Genomic DNA, 18,735 nt, shown 5'->3' on the forward strand with positions numbered 1-18,735 from the left:
ATTCCATTTAAAAAACCAAAGAAAAAAGAGCTCACCAAACAGGAGAAACGATACAACAAAAAACAGAGGAAAGCACGGGTGATCGTGGAACACACCATCAGCAGGATGAAGAAATTCCGCATCATGGCTGAAGAATTTCGAAACAGACTCACACGATACGATCGTATGACGTCTATCGTCTGTGGACTGGTGAATTTCACCACACAATCAGAGTGAAAAATAGCAAGTCGGGGGGTTAAAAGGGAATAGTTGTTCTTGTTTCACAATTACGCAAAAGGTCTATTGTATGATATTGTTATTTTTCATCAACTCTGAATTACTGGGGTGCCCTAAAGATACCATTTAAGTATCAAAGAGATATCTGCAAGGGCATGTTGGCTTCCTTGTACTTCTGTTTAACAAGAAAAACCAATGGTTAGATTTCATGTTTCCCAAACAATTCATATGAGAATTTGATGCATTTAAAATAAAATTTATATATAATAAATAACAATATAAAATATGAGGTCGATGAAAATGAAAACGAAAAATATCATCATAATAAGCATTATGCTTATGACGCTAGTGATACCAACAAATATCGCTCTTGGTGACATAATAAAATACCCAGATGAACTAGATCAAGAATGTTCAATTTTTGATAATATAGGTCTTTCACCATTAAACAATAGTGCTGTAGCACAATCCTTTGTTCCTACAATGAATATTCTTACACGTGTACGATTATTACTATTTGATAACGGTGCGCCTCAAAACTCGTTAAAGGTATCAATACGATCCTCTTTATCTGGTTTAGATTTAACTTCAACTATTGTACAACCAGGTGATCTCAACGATCCTACTTGGATTACCTTTGATTTCAACGATATACAAGTCGAACCTTTAAAAACATATTACATCGTTTTTAAACCTATTGGAGCTGTTGATATCAATAATCTTTACGCATGGGGTATGAACAATGCAAATGGATATACCTATGGATCAATTTTTACATCCCATAATGACTATCTCGGAAAAAAAGGGTGGATATCAGAGTTTCTTAACAAAGACTTATGTTTTCAAACATATGGAAGGATGCAATACTCAACAACGTAAAAACTTTAATCAATATGGAGTTCGCTTTATCTTCATAAATAAGTAACATAACAACATTCAACAAGCCTGGATGAAAAAAATGAAAAAAATACAAAAAATTATAATAAAGAATGGCATATCCATTCTTTTTATTTTTGTTGTACTAGTTTCACATTTTCAAATATTAGATGCAAATACCATCACAATTAATTTAGATGAAAAAAAGATGACCAAAGAAATAGATTCAAGAAATATTATCTATATCCCAGATGATTATTCAACAATACAAGCAGCAATTACTGCTTCATCCAATGGTGATCATGTTGTGGTTAGACCTGGAACTTACGTCGGCAACGGTAATCGCGATATTACTTTTCAAGGAAAAGCAATTACTGTCCGAAGCACAGCAGGATATGAAGATGGAAACGAATTCGGTTCAGCAGGATTTTGGAATACGGTGGAACAAACTATCATTGATTGTCAAGGAACAATCGATGATTCTCATCGTGGTTTTATTTTTGAAAACAATGAGACATCAAATTCAGTTTTGCATGGATTTACAATTCAAAACGGGTTTATTAACCGAGATGATGACTATTTTATTTTTCAGTATTGTCAATATGGTGGTGGAGGAGCTATATTAATTAAATATCAAGAAACTCCTTTTGCTCCTTCTAACCCAACTATTCAGTATAATATTTTAAAAAATAACAAAGCAACAACAGAAAGTTATTTAGCGGATGTTTATGGTGGAGCAATATTTTGTTTCTATTCTCGTGCGATCTTAAAAAATAATAAACTCATCAATAATGAAGTATATCGACATAAAGGCGCAGGACATGCATACGGTGGTGGAATAGCATTTTATGCTTCTTCGCCAATAATTATTGGAAATACGATATTAGATAATACAGCGCATGGCATCGCAGACGATCCTGTGGGGCCGCCATGTAGTTTAACTCATCTTGATGTCCTGGGCGGAGGAATATATATGAATCACGGTCCTGTTGATATTTCACATGGTTATGGGCGAATTGAAGAAAATATTATTCAAGAAAATAAAGCACAAATTGACTATTATAGACATCCAACACTTATAGCCCAAAGATATGACTTATATGCGCTAGGTGGCGGAATATACGACAACTGGCACAGTGCAGATAATCAACCGTCCATAATGAGTAATGTTATATGTAATAATGACGCTGTTATTTTCATCCACGGTCAAGAGCCACAAAGTTCAAATGAGGCATTTTTTACTTATGGTGGTGGATATTATGGCACCCCTCATCAATATATCGCAAATTGGAAACCTCCGTTACCTATCGTAAGGGACCATGCATTCCTCAGTAATCAAATCACTGATAACAAAGCTTTTATTGAAACAATTGATTGCAGTTTAGACCCAACCGATCAAGTAACCGCTCAGGGAGGAGGAATGTTTGCAGAAGGTACAAACCCTCTATATATTATTGGTTGTACCATAGCAAATAATCTCGCAAGTGTTTCTAATGCGGTTGGCCCTAATTCCTACAATAAAATTGCTCGTGGTGGAGGCATTTTTAAGGGAAGTTATAATGCTTATTTAAAAAATTGTATCATCTGGAATAATTTTGTTGAAGATAATATGGGCAGACAACTATATTCTTGTCAAAATAATATATATATCAGTAATTCTGTAATTCAACAATTACTCGGAGATATTAAAACTATTTCGGGATCTTTATATCTTCAGAACTGTATTGATTCTGATCCGCTATTTGTAGGAAGTAATAATTATCATCTAAGGAGTACGTCCCCCTGCATTGATAGCGGCGAAACTGGTTATATTCCTCGTCAAGATGATCCGCCCGAGAAAGATATTGATGGTCAAACGCGGATAGATCTAAGTGGTAATATTGACATGGGTGCTGACGAATATCAAACATCTCCATGTTCTCCTGGAGATATGAACAACGATGGAGTTGTTGACTTCGACGACGTGAATATCTTCATTGATGCTCTTTCAATGGATGAGATGGAATTCATTACAATCCATCCAGAAAGTTGTTATTGGGCTGCAGATTGTAATCAAGATGGTGTTGTAGACTTTAATGATATTAATTCATTTATCACAATTTTAAGTAGAGATTAGGTATTTGTTTACTTGCCTGACCTTCGCAGGTCATCGTCCTTTTCTTGATTAGCCTGACTTCGCCAAACAGACCTTTTAACCTCTAACAATCCTCCGCTGATCAATTTGCCAAAACGGTTTTTACCATCGCAAAACTAGTGATGTATCCTCGTACCTACACAGAAAATCACCAAACAACCCCATATTCTGGTGACATGTTGCTCAAAATCGTGAATTTGAACCGGTTTTCCGGGTACACAACAGTAAGTGTCAAATTCTGCAGGTGTTTTTTGAGGAGTTTCACATTCTTCCTCGGAGAAATCTTCCGCAGAAACTGTGTCAAATTTATCAACATATTTGCAAAGGAAACTGATAAAAAAGATACCGATCACACAATAGTTGTTCCAATGTCGGATAGGACGCAATTCCAATCCTTCTTTTAGTGCTCGGATGAATTTCTCTGCGACATCCCGCTGTTTATACAAACGCAGGATGTTCTCAGGTTCAGTATCCACGCTGCTTTCCAGGATAAAGAAACCCTCAAGACCGTTGATGTATGGGTTCTCGATATCCTGAAGGGTGCGTTGCAAACAGGGAATAAGCTGAACCCATCCCTCATCAAAAGGCAACACCGGATGTTTGCGTTTCTTCAGCAGCTTGTTACCTTGTTGTTTTTTCCGTATGAACTTTTGTTCTTTGATATGCATCTGTTCATCGTATAATTCCGGTGAGAAGAAGATGTACGAAACACTATCGTCTTCTTCTTTCTTTTTGACACAGAAATACGTTCGATCGTTCACCACGATGTCGACAACATCGGTGTTATGGTGCTTGAAAAACGTGAGATACTTCTTGTAGGAGTCAACATGTTTGGCTCGAAGGGTAAGAAAATGGAATTTCTTACTGCGTATCTTCTGTTTGTTCTCTATGGTGTTGGCACCGGTATCAAAGATCAACAATGAATCTTCTTGGAGTATCGCTGAGACGAGTCGGAATATCTCTCTCATGTGTTTCTTATCTTGGATGTTGCCTTTCTGAATCGTCAGCGCTGTGGGAATCCCATTGATCCCGGTACTGATGCCGAAGTTAATCTGCTGTTTATCCGGTCGCTTGTCTCTGGAATATCCATAGCTTGCCAGCTCTGATTTTCTCCCTTCAAGATAACTGGAGGAGAAGTCAACAACTTGTTCATCGTCAACCAGATCATGCTGTTTGAGGAACTGCTGATATCGATGGAAAATAATCGGAGACCGTTTTCCGATACGTTCCAATGTTCGATTTAATGTTCGATCCTTCAATGGTTCTTTCATCCCAAGCCTTTGGGCGAACTCCTGTGGATACGTTTCTGGTATCTGCAGGATAGAGACGGAGTGAGTGAGTTTGTTGCCGACAAGGACTTTGACATTCGGGATGAAATCTTTAGCGTTGATACCGATGTCGCTGAACAAATGTTGGAAAAGACCGTAACGGTTTTCTATCTGGTGTATCATTACAACAGCGCCTAATGGAATTGTTGTATTTTTGTTCATAAAGAGATATTTGGATGTACATCCTCATATCTCTTTTCATTAGGCACTACGTGTCGAACTCAAGTTAAAATCAAAGATGGTCACACTCAAAGATCTCTATTTTTTCTTCTTTTAAGGGAAGTTTAATTCAAATTTGAATATACTTGATCTCCAATCAAATTGTTGTTATTTTTATGATTTTTAACCATCCGTCAGAATCAGGTCCTTCATAAGCTATTGCATAATAATTGTTCCCAATATAAAGAATACTTGGATATGCACCCAATGATGTATCAAATTCTAATGTATCAATAATAGAGTGTTCAATGGTCCCGTTATTATAGATTAAGAGGGTTTTTATTTTTCCTTTATAAAATGCATCTCGATATGCAATACCATATACTGAGTTACTAATAGGTTGAATTGTTGGGTATAGACATGCATTGCTTTCTTCAAACAAATACCAACTAGCATTAAAATGTTGGATTGTTCCATTGTTATTCCAAATTTTTATGGTTATAATCTTTCCAGGCCACTTAAAGCCTTCTTGATGAAATCCATAGGCAATAGCATGATAATCATCAGAAATGCAGATGATATTTGGAGTTTGTCCATCATATGCATCAATTGCATATACATAGGTATCTATTGGGGATTGTTGAATTGTTCCATTATTACTCCAGATCCTTATTGTTGTAACTAGACCGCTTGTTGAAATCACATAAAGATCATTTCCAATAGAAATCATTTTTGAATATCTATTACCTGATGGATTGAATGTACTGATGATAGTACCATAGATTGTCCCATTTGATTGACCGATGGAAAAGGTCTTTACACAAGGTCCAGTAGCACTATCATACACAACAGCATAATAGTCATTAGCAATATGCACAAGGGATGGAAAAGAATCCTCCTCACCGGTACTCAAAATAGAGGAGCTCACTATAGACTGTTGAACCGTTCCATTACTCTCCCAAATCCGAAGTGTTGCAACCTTCAAAGCTGGTTCACCTGATATATAAGCAACAGCATAGTAATCACCTGTAACATGCAATATATAGGGTGTATCATACCATTCCTGTTCACTATCCAGAGTATACGAACTCACCACTGATTTCCGTATTGTTCCATTATTCTCCCATATTCGTACAGTAATTATTTGACAACTTTGATCTGCAGTATCTGCTATATATATGATGGCATAATACTGACTTGTTCCAATGCGAACCATGCATGGAGCAGCTCCTTGTGCAGGATCAAACTCGTACGAAGAGATAACCTCATCCCAGATATCCCCATACAACGCATGTGTTGTAAAAGAATACGTATGATTTGACCAATCTTCTCCATCGGTTAGATTAACACTCCAATAATACTTAGTTGCTTCATGGCTCATTGTTGTTGGTATCTGAGAGTAGGTACCATTATAGACGCTGAGATTGCTTCCGATAGTTGCCCATGAACCAGATGCATTCGTTCTGAAGTAAATAGTTAAAGCATCAGCATTAGAATCATTCACTGTTATGGATAAACGGGGGTTGAGATTTTGATTTGTAGCACCATCAGTCGGAATTGGATTGCTCGCTACCGGTGGTTTATTTATGGTTTTTCCAGATCCAAATACGAGAAAATCGGATAAATAGTGTATATTATTATACACGGTGTCTATCCATGATTCGTTTCGAATCTCGTTTGAAATTCTTAGCTCATCTATGAAACCTGGGAAGTAGTACGTATCGCAGGTAAAAAAGTAATAGCCTTTGCTTATATATGTAGGCTCAGTTACTTCAGTATTAAAAGTTAACCCTGACCCAGTATGTACCAGTGAATCATTAACATATATTTGTATGAAACCATTTGAGTAGGTGATAGTTATGAAATGCCAGGTATTCATCGAGAGAGGACCGTAATATCCTACCTCTCCGCCGCCCTCCTCTTCAAGGTTATTATTTGATATTGAAACATAGTTTAGTCCTATATCGATTGAGTATCCTTTTCCGCCTTCACAGGGGTTTTTACCTTTACTGAGAACACTGTTAAAAACATCAAAACTTGTCTGGTATACCCACATACTCCAAGTATACTGTCCGGATGAATAGAAGTCAAGGCTCGTAGAGTCTGGAATTGTTACATAATCGCCGTTGCCATCAAACTGGTAGGCACCATCTATCTGACCCGATGCAGTAAGGCTAGCGTTCCCTATTTTTGTTCCATGGTTATTATTACTGGTTGAATCTGTTAAGAGCGAACCGGTGGTTTCGTTAAAGTGTTGGACCATGGCATAGTTGTTGCTCCATACACCCGCTATATTCTGGTAATTATTTTGGCAGAATGTATTGTTATAGTACATATATATCTCTGTATCTGTCGTTGCTGAAAGCGTAGGTATTTTCACCCAAGCTACTAGTTCACCTGTAGTTGGATTAAATTTCTCAATCTCGTGATCAAGTTTATTCCGCCAGGTACCACTCGCCCAGTTTTCTGAGGTAGGAACAAAAAGAATATCTGAACCATCAGATCGCGCATACATTTTTAAATCATTATCAGAGCTATTATATACAAGGATTGGAAAATTTGACAGCGTAGAGCTGATCAACGAATGATTAAGAGTGATCTTCTTCCGGAATGTCCATGTGGAGAGGACACCGAGTTGTTCCCCAAAAACCGCAAAACTTTCAGGATCATACGTGTTAAGATATGTAGTGTTAATCCATGCACTGCTTCGAGCAGTATTCGAAATACGCACTTCATCAAGTTTTCCTGAAAGAAACTCCCCGAGTTTGAGATGATTTGCAGTAGTACCTACCGCCACGAAAGGAGTATCACTATCGACAAGGACACCATCTTTGTAGAGTCGAGCAGTTGATCCATCATAAGTTAATGCTACATGATGCCAGTTGGTATCAATTGTTGCTGAAACAATCGGACTTGATGAACCTATCAATCCGTACAGTGTAGTGCCAGCAGCATTGATTTCAAGACCATACATACCTTTCTTGCGGATAACTCCTTTGTTGCTAGTGATTGTGGTAAAGTTTCCAGTAATGTGTTCGAATTTTTTGATCCACCAGTCTAAACCAGATGAAGAGCTGTTCAGATTCTGTCCGGTTCCCGCTGCATAGATATTGTTTTTTTGATCAACTGCAAGTGCAGAGAGATAATCTACTCCTGTTGTTCCATCAATGGTTTTATTCCACTGCCAGACATCTGGATATCCACTAGCATTAAGCTGTTGTATCCACCAGTCAAACCATGTCGAACCATTGAGATAGACTGATATACCTCCGAGATAGATATTCTGAGCAGTGTCACAGACTACCGAATAGATACGTTCTTGAACGCCGTAGGAATAGGTTTTGTTCCATTCTCGAACACCCGTGGTGCTATTGAAACGCATGAGCCACCAATCTTGCGATGACGCACCAGAATGAACATTAGAACCATATCCACCGACGTAGAGATGGCCTTGGGTGTCAGTGGTGACTGAAAATGCAATATCATCAGAAGAAGTTCCTTTTCCAGTATAGGTTTTGTTCCACAAACGAGCACCAGTTGTTCCATGAAATTTCATAATCCACCAGTCACGACCTGATGATGACCCGTTTAATCCGTACCCGCATCCAACCACGTACACATTATCACTAGTATCAGTAACGACCGAATATGCTTCATCACCAACAAAATCAATACCCGAAGATCGCATATGATACGTGTAATTCCAGTCAAGATCATTTGTTCGAGCGTTAAATCGCATAATCCAAACATCAAGTCCTGAGTTTGAACCATTCAAATTATACCCTGAGCCAACAACATAGATATTACCTTGGGAATCAACTGTTACTGACCGAGCATATTCATAATCATTCGTATATGATGAAAAAATTTTCTGCCAGATCTCTTCTCCGGTTGCTCGGTTGAGTTTGATAATCCACCAGTCACGACCTGAGGTTTTCGATTTAAGTTGAACGCCATCGCCTACGATATATACGTACCCATTCGCATTGTCAACAGCGACGGATCTGGCATAATCTGCGCCGCCTTCGCTGGAAGATGAATAGGTCATATTCCAATCGCGCACCCCTGTGGTTGTATTAAACCGCATAATCCACCAATCAGCACCAGATTTTGAGCTTACAAGTTTGCTACCATATCCAACCGCATAGAGATATCCTTGTGTATCACTTGCAACATCATATATCTCAGCAGCGGTACTTGAAAACGTTTTATTCCATGCTGTCGTGTTTTCCTTCATGTAACTTGATCGACCCATGGTATCCACAACTTTGGCGTACCAGGTTGTATTTCCTTGAGCAGTCATCGTTGCAGTTATTTTCTGCGGTTGTTTTGTTATCACAGTATCTGTTGAATGAGCAATACTTGCAGCATACTTATTATACCCTGTCGTATGAAGATTTTCAATACTATCGCAAATGATTAACACAACCGTACTTCCAACATCAGCATCAACCCATGCAGAAAACGTAACCGTCCCATTATATGCATATTTGGTTTTGTCAGTACTGCAATTCAGAAGTCGAAGTGTTGAGGTTGCTGCAGTTGCATTCATCGGCCATGATGACCATTGCTGCACGGTTTGCATTTCAGTCCCATTATTAAAAGTCCATGTGGTGTATGACCAAGCTGCATAGTAATATCTTGTTTTTTGCGTAAGACCCGTGTCATTAAACCACTGACCAGTCCCATTATACACAAGTGTTCCATCAGTTCGACTTGTAGGAAAAGAACCAAGCTTTCGAACAATGACTGTCTTGTTTGCACCAGAGCCTCTATTCCATGAAAGATTTATACACGTTTGATTGTATCCAACCGCTCTAAAGACAATCGGCTCTTGTGGTTTCGTTAAAAAAAATCGATAGGTCCCATAGTCAAGATAAAATGAGTTATTTGCTTGAGCCCGAAACTTGTATAACGTCCCATAGTCAAGTCCGCCATGATTATAGCTAAACGGAGTTCCCCTGTGTTTCGGATATTGACCGCCAACCGTTGTTCCTGGTGGTACAACGTGAAATGCAACGGTACACGACTCACCACCATCATAGACTAGATATCCATGGAGTGTTGCATTCGTTTCTTTAACACCGGTTGATGCATTCGTAAGAACAATTGGGATCTGACTAATATTTCTCCAGCGAGTCTCAGTGTGATTGATGTTTCCTGCACGGTCAACAGCATAACCCAAGTACGTATGATTTTTATAAGGTAAATTGGTAAAATTATGCTGATATTGATACAAGGTAGCTTGAAATAATGATTTAACTTCAGCATTATCTAAGGTTCGATTGAAAATAAGTACTTCGTCAATAAAACCATTAAAAAATGACAAATAATCTTCAAAATTTCCATTGAGCCATTGATGAACACCGATTGTCACATTTCTTTGATTTGTTTCACCAACATCCCACAAAACACTTCCATCAACCTGACCATCGACATAAAGAACAAAATGAGTTCCATTATATGTTACACCAACATGATGCCATAGCCCATCGTTGACAGTAATCGTACTTTCAATAAAGCATTCTTCCATATATTGAAACAATACTTTTGTTCCCTGAACGTATAATTTGATATCTCCCGGATTAAAACCTTCTTCACCTTCTGCTCGACAGATAATTGTTCCAGATGAAGACGTTGTTTTAATCCACGCAAAAAAAGATTTAGGGGTTCGAACATCAAGTAAACTTGGATTTTGTATTATTATAAAATCTCCGTCTCCATCAAAACGAAACGCTTTTCCATAATATCCTAAACTTGTTTGTGCAGCATTTCCATATTTTCTCCCATGATTTCCATAACTACTTATATCTCTCGGATCACCGGTTTGATTGATGTCATCCATCCGCATCCATAACTTGCAAGTCTGATTTATATTGACAAACGTATACTGCTGATTTGAATCTGAAGAAGAAACACTAACATTTACATAGGTATTTGAAGTCGTCCCGTTTGGTGGGGTTGGCGGCGAGATAAAAGAAATACTGGGTTTAATAGTATCAATCGTCAGATTCCTGGTTTCAGTGTGATTTTTATTTCCTGCACGGTCGACAGCAAAACCTGCATAATTATAACTTCGATCAGCAAGATTTGTGATATTCGAATACTGTTGATATCGTGAAGCATTGTATAACGCTAAAATTTCACGAGGATGTAATGCTCGATTGAAAACTAACACTTCATCGATACTGCCCGTAAAATAATAATTACTGGATCCGACATTCAGATTTCCAATACAACCCCGGTTACAAGAAGGTATCGGTTCATTTGAAGAGACTGACATAGCAAGAGTTCCATCGATATACAGGAAATAATGATTAGTGGTATTTTTTGAAAAAACGAGGTGATGCCATACTCCATCATTGATATCATCACCTATTAAACTCACGTACCCACCGACATTATCTCCTTTGAGTGCCGCCTCGGTATAGCCATCGTTGGCCATGATGAACAACCAATCATCTAGTGAACCTGTATCCCATTCTGCATAGAGTACATTATTATCTTTGATCGTTGTTGGTTTTACCCACAGTGAAATCGTAAATTGATTATGTACTGCTGCCAATCCTGATGCATTCAGATTAATGTAATCTCCTGTTCCATCAAAACTATATGCTTTTCCATAAAAACCACTGATCGTTTGCGCTGCATTGCCCTGTGGTGAACCATGATGACCATAGGTACTTAGATCTCTGAGTGATCCTTGGATGATATTCCAGGTGATTTTATCCTCATAAAACGATGGAGAACCAGCACCACCGCGAAAGATATATTGTATCCGAAGTTGATTTTGTACATAGCTATATCCAGCAATCGTAATATTCTGCCAACCGGTCGCTAACGTAGCCAGATAGCTATACCCATTTGTCCCATAATTCCATACATAAACGTCAATCGTAGTACCCTCAGAAAGATACACTTTAACCGTGAGCGTCACATTATCTGGATTCGCATTTAAGGGAACAGTTGTATTAATATACAAGATATTTTCTTCATCTTCACAGTCAATATGTGTATCCCAGTTTTCATCATAACCACCATTTGGTAAATCCCCTGACCACATACCTACTTTATGCGCAGAATCCTCGGTATCATCCGCATACAGATAAGACGATGGTGGTTGCACATCATCCATCCGCATCCAAAGAATATTTGATCTGTTAAAATCAACAAAACTATAATGTTGATTGGTATCAGTTGTCGATAGACTGATATTCACCCAGGAGGTGTTGCGGTATGTGTTGTTATCTGGTGTTGGACTACTAAACGAAATACTCGGTTTTGTTGTATCAATCGTTATATTGTATTCTTCGGTTTGATTCCAGTTTCCACCTCGGTCAGGATCATAGCCTCGAAAACGATATGTCCCTTGAGTAAGTCCTGTGAAATTATGGTAATACTGATACAGTGAAGCATTATATAATGATCGAATCTCTGATGGTGCAAGCGCTCGTTTGAAAACAACAACATCATCAACATATCCATTGAGATATCCTCCAAGACTTGAAGTACCAATGTAAAAATCACCGCTTTGAAATGGTGTTTGTCGTTCGCCACTTGCAATAAAAACACCATTCACGTATAATGAAAGATGTGTACCATTAAAAACTGATATCACATGATACCACGTTTGTTTATTTATCGGATAAGCGCCAAAATATTCAAAGTTTTCATCAGGCCAACAGTTAAGTTCTCCAGTATTTCCACTATCATACGAGGTTGCAATAAGCGCAGGACCTCCAAACTCGCCTCCTGCTTGATTGATTGGATAATCCTGATCACCGTTCGTTGGATCACCAATACGATTCCAGTAAATCCATCCACCATAGGTAAAACTTGTTGAAGTTGGGATTACCGCTGAGCGTTTAATATAATCGCCGGAACCATCAAAACGAAACGCTTTCCCAAAATATCCATTCAACGTTTGTTGTGCATCCCCATATTTGGTTCCATGATTCCCACAGGTGCTGAGATCTCGAGGACTCCCCGTACTATTCACGGTATCCATCGGCATCCATAACACCAAATCCTGTTGGAAATCAACAAAACTATAATGTCGGTTCCAGTCAGAGGTTGCCATACTAATATTAATCCAGGTTCTATTGAGATGTGTATTATTTGCTGGTGTTGGATCAACAAACCGAACCGACGGCTTCAGCGCATCAACAGTATACCTATCACTGAGATAACTGAGTTTTTTAATCCACCAATCATATGATGTCGAACTTGAATTTAGATTTTGACCATACCCAGCAAGATACACATTCTCTTTTGAATCAACGGTAACACTTCGAAGGTAATCAGAACCAGTTCCAGTTGAATGCGACATATTCCATTCTCGAACACCCGAGGTACCATTGAAGCGCATCAACCACCAATCATACGTCGATGTGGTTTGATGAATATTATATCCTGCACCAGCAACATACACCTTTCCACACGCATCAGTAGCAACTGAATAACCATAATCAACTCCAGTTTTTCGACCATTGTAGGTTTTATTCCACAGACGAACACCAGTTGAGGTATTAAATTTCATGATCCAGACATCATACGATGAGCTCGTGGTATTCAGATTCTGACCATACCCGGTAATATAGAGATTTTTCTGCACATCAAGTGCGAGTGCGTAGGCTTGATCAGATCCAGTACTCCGACCGTTATAGGTTTTGTTCCATAACCTCGCGCCGGATGAGCCATCGAATTTCATAATCCACCAATCAGATCCAGAAGTTGTGGTATTTAGATTGGCTCCATATCCAGCAACATACACGTATCCTTGAGCATCGGTAAGTACTGACAAAGCTGAATCAGCACCAGTAGTACGACCATTGTAGGTTTTATTCCACAGACGAACACCAGTCGTTCCATGAAACTTCATAATCCAAATATCAGCAGCAGAGGTTGTCGTGTTTAAATTACTCCCATATCCAGCGACATACACATTATCACTGCTGTCAACAGTCACCGCGTATGCATAATCATTGCCAGTAGTACGACCATTGTAGGTTTTATTCCACAGACGAACACCGGTGGTACCATTAAACTTCATAATCCACCAATCAATCCCTGATGTAGTGGTATTTAACTTTTGACCTACTCCTGCAGTATAGACGTTTCCTTTTGAATCAACTGCAACAGAATAAATAATGTCAGTACCACCACTGTGATAGGTTTTATTCCACAAACGAACACCGGTTGATGCATTAAATTTCATCAACCATGCATCGGTCCCTGAGGTCGTCTGGTTGAGATTTGAACCAGATCCCCCAACATATATATTTCCAAATCGATCAGCAACAACCGAATAGGCATAATCACTACCTGTGGTACGACCAGAATAGGTTTTATTCCACGTCTCAAGACGATCATCAGTATTGCTCAGATTATCACACAGTTTGACATACCATGTGGTGTTTTCATTTGCTGGGATCGTCACAGTAATCTTTTGTGGATAACTCGAAACAGTTACATTTGCAGATGTCGCAAAACAAGATTCACGATTTGTATAACTTGCTGCATCTAAACGTTTCGTACTATTTGCAACAAGCAAAACAATGGTACTTGCAGACGAAGCATGAGCATACGCGGTAAACGTAATGTTATAACTACTGCCATACAACGTGGCATCTGTTGAACAATTCAATACCGACAACGGTTGGGTTTTGAACAAATACGTCCTATTTGTCCACGTTCCAGAACCAGAAACATCTGTGGTATTCACCCACCAGGTATATAGCGTATCCGGCTTCAATCCTGACACCGGACAACTCACGGTACTATTTAAGCCATCATTAGAATACGAACCGACATTTGGCCGTGTCGAAATATAGTATCGAATTAGATCTCCATCAGCATCGGTAAGCGTAATATTAAGTTTATTCGTGTTCAATGGAACATTTGTTGATTCATTTCCAGGTATAGGATTACTTTGCGATGGAGGCACATTATAGTAATACGTAACGCGGATTTGAACCTCCCAGACACAAAGATAACTACTACTATGAGTAATGCCCGCATAAACATTACAATCAAGATCAGAAACATTACTCCACGTCCAAGGAGATGGAGCATTCGTATCAGACGTAATATCAGCATACAACGTCCAGGATTTTGACGTATTCACTGTCAATGTTTGATTCGTTCCAGTTCCTTTTGAAAAAATCGGTTGAAGTTTAACTGAAGCATCACCAATTGTCACTGTTTTGTTAGCAAGGGCACGAAGCTGAACTCGAATAATTGAAGAGCTTCCTGCTCCACTACATTGATTTGCAGTTAGCTTTTCAATATCATTATTTACATTTGTCTGAGCGCATGTATTTTCATTAGTATCACACATATAACTCGGATTTTTCCAGGTCGTTTTCTTAGCATCATACCCTGAAAAATAATAGGAAACTGTTGATGTTGCAGTAGGTTCAAAAAAAGTATCATTACACTCAGCGTCTTGGGCAGACCACCAAGTATAGTCAATAGGATCATGAGTAACCCTATTCAAAAGTGCATTTTCAATGTTAATTTCTGGGACAAGATAGGTAACACTCTCATTATACGCACACGTATGGAGCATACCAGTACTGCGAAAACGATGTCGAATCAAATCAGGAGTTAAATCTGGTTCAGCTTCGAGAAGCACGGCAGCAGCACCAGCAACAAAACCAGCACTGAGCGATGTTCCGGAGGCAACACCATGCAGAGTTTGAATATTATCACCTGGAGCAAAAAGATCAAGAGTTGGGTTTTTATTAGCATACTCTGCAATCCACCCATATTGATCAACTGCTGAAACAGAACACACACTTTGAGCACATGCTGGAATACTGATTGCAGTACTGCCATGATTTCCTGCTGCAGCAACAACAAAAATACCACGGTCAACTGCATCGGTACAAAGCTGTGATAGTGGATCTGCATCATAAAAACCGGTATACCCGCAGGTTGATCCAATCGAAAAAAGAATGATATCAGGGTTTTGATCAATACAATACTGGAGTCCTTCTAACACATCAGACATATATCCGTGTCCCTGGGAATCTAACACTTTGGCAACAACAAGGGTCACATTTGGAGCAATTTTTCGAAGAACATCAGCCACCATCGTCCCATGACCATGATCATCAAAAGGTGTATCATCATGGTTGACAAAATCATAACCATACGCATAGGGAATCAGTGACGAATCAACACCGGTATCAAGAAGACAGACGGTAACATTTTTTCCTGAATATGGAATCAAAGGTATGGTAAAGTCATGCAGATCAACAGATCGATCAGCTGGAGCAGCGAGAACCTTAAATGAAGAGTCAACCATAATATCTTGAATCGAATCAACAGTTTTTATCGATTCTAAAAACCGAGAATCAGCAATGCCCGCAATAATCTTTTTTTGAGGAATTTCTGCAGTACAAATAAATCCAGATTGGAGGAGACTTTCTCTATCAGAGCTACAGTCTTGCGTATCATTTCTCAGCTGAATAATCACTCGAAGTGAACCATCATGACTCTCTTGGAGCTGTTTTTGAAGCTCTGAAATCTTTGAAATAACTTCTGAAGTATCCGAAGATGCATCTTGAGATGATGTCCCAAACAATGCAGTATACCATTTGAAAAACCATGAAAATGGATTCCACCAGTCAAACAAAACCATGGTATCAAAATGGGTCGTTGACTCATAGTCAAAAATTCCATCTTGGGAAAAAACAAGATAGCTTATACGAGATCCTGGTACATAATGCACCCATGGTTGAATTGAAAAAACAACATCAACTCGCAGAGTTGGTGATGATAAAAGGAACGGTTTTGAATATGCAACCATCGGTAGAGCAACAAGAGGTTCTGGTAATTTCTTCCGAAACAGTTCGACTGGTAGATCATCAAAAGCGATTTTGTTCGTCTGATATTTTTTATTCATAACCGAGTGGGAATCGACCATGATATCAATAATATCAATACCTGGAGTGTGCAAACAGGCAAAAACAATCGTGTCATTTACCGAACCAGCGATAGTTCTCGACACAATCTTTGTTTTTTCAGAAGAATACTGCATATGTTCCTCATGTTTATCAACAATCTGCAAAATTCTCTGACGTTCACCAGAAGGTTTCTTCAACGGCGGATCCATCACCCAGGCTTCTAACGTCAACGCACCGGTAAGATTCAAACTCGGACTCGAACCACAATCAACAACATCATCAATACCATCAAACTGATCAGCACCATTTAACACAGCACGACCAACAGTACCCTGAACAACACCACCGTACACAGCTCCATCATTATTATACTCTGTTGAATCGTAATGAAGACCGGAGTTTTCCTTGAGATGATGAACCATAGAATATCGATTACTCCACACATCACCAACTGCTTGTTGACTCTCACACTCAGGATTCCCATAATACATATACAAAACCGTATCAATCGAAGCGTAGAGAAGCTGTACTTTGACCCAGACAACAAGCTCACCAGTATTACCATCAAACTTTTCAATCTCATGCGGCTGCACGGTCCGATTCATCCAGTCAACAAAAACAATATCATCACCATCATCCTGAGCATACTGCGCAAGATCACTATCAGCACTCCGATATAAAAGAACAGGAAAGTTTGTTTGTTCTTCAGCAACCTTGGTATGATCAATCACAATTTTCTTACAGTATGACCAATTACAATCCCACCAGGTTAATGGTTCACCAGCAACGTAGGAATATCCACTACGAGTATCTAAAAACTGTGTTCCAAAGAAATAGGTTCCCTGAAAACCTCCAAGAATTAGACAAATGACAATTGCAACCGACAGAATAGCAAGTTTCTTATTCACAACAATTCTCCTCAACAACATCTAGCGTGTTTCGAAGTATCAATTCACCATCACTAAACGGTATTATCTCAAGTGCATCTCCCTGCTTGATGTTATATGCTTCTGCAAGCTGCTTTGGAAGTGCAATGATAATGCTTCGACCAGAACGTCTCGTCCGTCGTACGAGCGACACTATTCAACCCCTCCTCTAAGAACGATTTGTAATATATACCAAAATATATATACATTGTGTTTTTTGTAGATATATTGCTCCGGATTTATTTCATATTATGAAAATGAGAAAAAAATATTATTGTATCCATCCAGGTGAGAATTGAATCCCAAGAATCGTTTTTTCAAAAGAGACCGTTGGTTTGGTTCCGTCAAAAGAAATTATAATCTTATTATTGTTTGGATCGGAAGCAACTGAAAAACGATAAAGATCAGTTGGTTGTCCATCTTTTTTAAATCCTGCTTTCGTTAAAATATCGGTAACTACCTTTTCCCAAAGTTGATAATGCTCTGAAGTTATAGTCAGTGACGTTACAGTTGATAACTGCTCCGCAGCAATATGTTCTCGAAAATAAATTTGGATCGGATACGTTCCATATCCTCCTAGCGAGCTAATTCCTCCCTCCGGGTTGAAATCAACACAATGAATCGAAATCTGTGGCTCAGGTGTTGTTGCCGCAGTGATGGTCGGTTTTGACAGCATGACTGACCCTTCAGATTGTTTCAGGATAATCGCAGTGTTTTCATAGGTATACTCTTGATTTAAAAAATATGCGTTATCTGAAGAATATCGGAAGGAACGAATCTGAGCACTTCTAGTTCCGCCACTAAAAGATATTTCTATTGTGTGGCTTTCTGACAATAATTGTATATGACCATATGCTCTGCTTGAAGAAAGAAAACCAAGCTCCTTACTTCCAAGAGTGATAAAATTAGTTATCGGAATTGTTGATTGTGTTACCACAAGATTATCAACAGCATATTTAAATTGACTGAACTGATTTGCAACTTGACTCATATGTTCTGCTTCTCGTTCTTGCATCCATCGAGGAACATAGATGGTTTGTATAATCGAGATAACACCGATAACTAAACCAACAATCATAACGGCGACAATAATACCTGCAACACCATTTGTATTATCAAACAATGGTATGAACGCTTTTTTTTTCATAGGTTCTCCTCACCTCTCATATTATGTACTACTTGCC

General features: G+C 38.8%; 7 protein-coding genes. 3 read left to right on the plus strand and 4 right to left on the minus strand.

The features are described from left to right. The 3 genes from QXL17_03120 to QXL17_03130 all read left to right on the plus strand — a co-directional run. A partial coding sequence (locus tag QXL17_03120) for a transposase family protein (GenBank protein ID MEM4258126.1) occupies window positions 1-216 on the plus strand: 216 nt, incomplete at its 5' end. Window positions 217-516: 300 nt separating this feature from the next. Continuing rightward, window positions 517-1,095: a hypothetical protein gene (locus QXL17_03125; protein ID MEM4258127.1), complete on the plus strand. Its 579-nt coding sequence runs from the start codon at window positions 517-519 to the stop codon at window positions 1,093-1,095. A gap of 79 nt (window positions 1,096-1,174) precedes the next feature. After that, window positions 1,175-3,208: a hypothetical protein gene (locus QXL17_03130; protein ID MEM4258128.1), complete on the plus strand. Its 2,034-nt coding sequence runs from the start codon at window positions 1,175-1,177 to the stop codon at window positions 3,206-3,208. A 134-nt stretch (window positions 3,209-3,342) separates the two neighbouring features. Here QXL17_03130 and QXL17_03135 read toward each other — a convergent pair whose 3' ends face one another. The 4 genes from QXL17_03135 to QXL17_03150 form a co-directional block, all read right to left on the minus strand. Further along, a complete protein-coding gene (locus QXL17_03135; protein MEM4258129.1) occupies window positions 3,343-4,716 on the minus strand; it encodes a transposase in 1,374 nt (457 codons plus the stop codon). Window positions 4,717-4,870: 154 nt separating this feature from the next. Continuing rightward, on the minus strand, window positions 4,871-17,533 hold the full coding sequence (locus QXL17_03140) for a DUF2341 domain-containing protein (GenBank protein MEM4258130.1): 12,663 nt from the start codon (window positions 17,531-17,533) through the stop codon (window positions 4,871-4,873). Then, on the minus strand, window positions 17,526-17,705 hold the full coding sequence (locus QXL17_03145; GenBank protein MEM4258131.1) for an AbrB/MazE/SpoVT family DNA-binding domain-containing protein: 180 nt from the start codon (window positions 17,703-17,705) through the stop codon (window positions 17,526-17,528). Before QXL17_03145 ends, QXL17_03140 begins: the two co-directional genes overlap by 8 nt. A 117-nt stretch (window positions 17,706-17,822) precedes the next feature. After that, on the minus strand, window positions 17,823-18,698 hold the full coding sequence (locus QXL17_03150; protein MEM4258132.1) for a hypothetical protein: 876 nt from the start codon (window positions 18,696-18,698) through the stop codon (window positions 17,823-17,825). Window positions 18,699-18,735 lie beyond the last annotated feature (37 nt).

The sequence above is a fragment of the Candidatus Thermoplasmatota archaeon genome, assembly GCA_038884455.1.
In the GTDB taxonomy this organism is placed as follows: Archaea; Thermoplasmatota; E2; order DHVEG-1; family DHVEG-1; genus JAWABU01.

Bases quoted from the DNA above. Each gene is read 5' to 3' on its own strand.
- QXL17_03150 (MEM4258132.1), bottom strand. From the start codon at position 18,698: ATGAAAAAAAAAGCGTTCATACCATTGTTTGATAATACAAATGGTGTT.
- QXL17_03125 (MEM4258127.1), top strand. From the start codon at position 517: ATGAAAACGAAAAATATCATCATAATAAGCATTATGCTTATGACGCTA.
- QXL17_03130 (MEM4258128.1), top strand. From the start codon at position 1,175: ATGAAAAAAATACAAAAAATTATAATAAAGAATGGCATATCCATTCTT.
- QXL17_03135 (MEM4258129.1), bottom strand. From the start codon at position 4,716: ATGAACAAAAATACAACAATTCCATTAGGCGCTGTTGTAATGATACAC.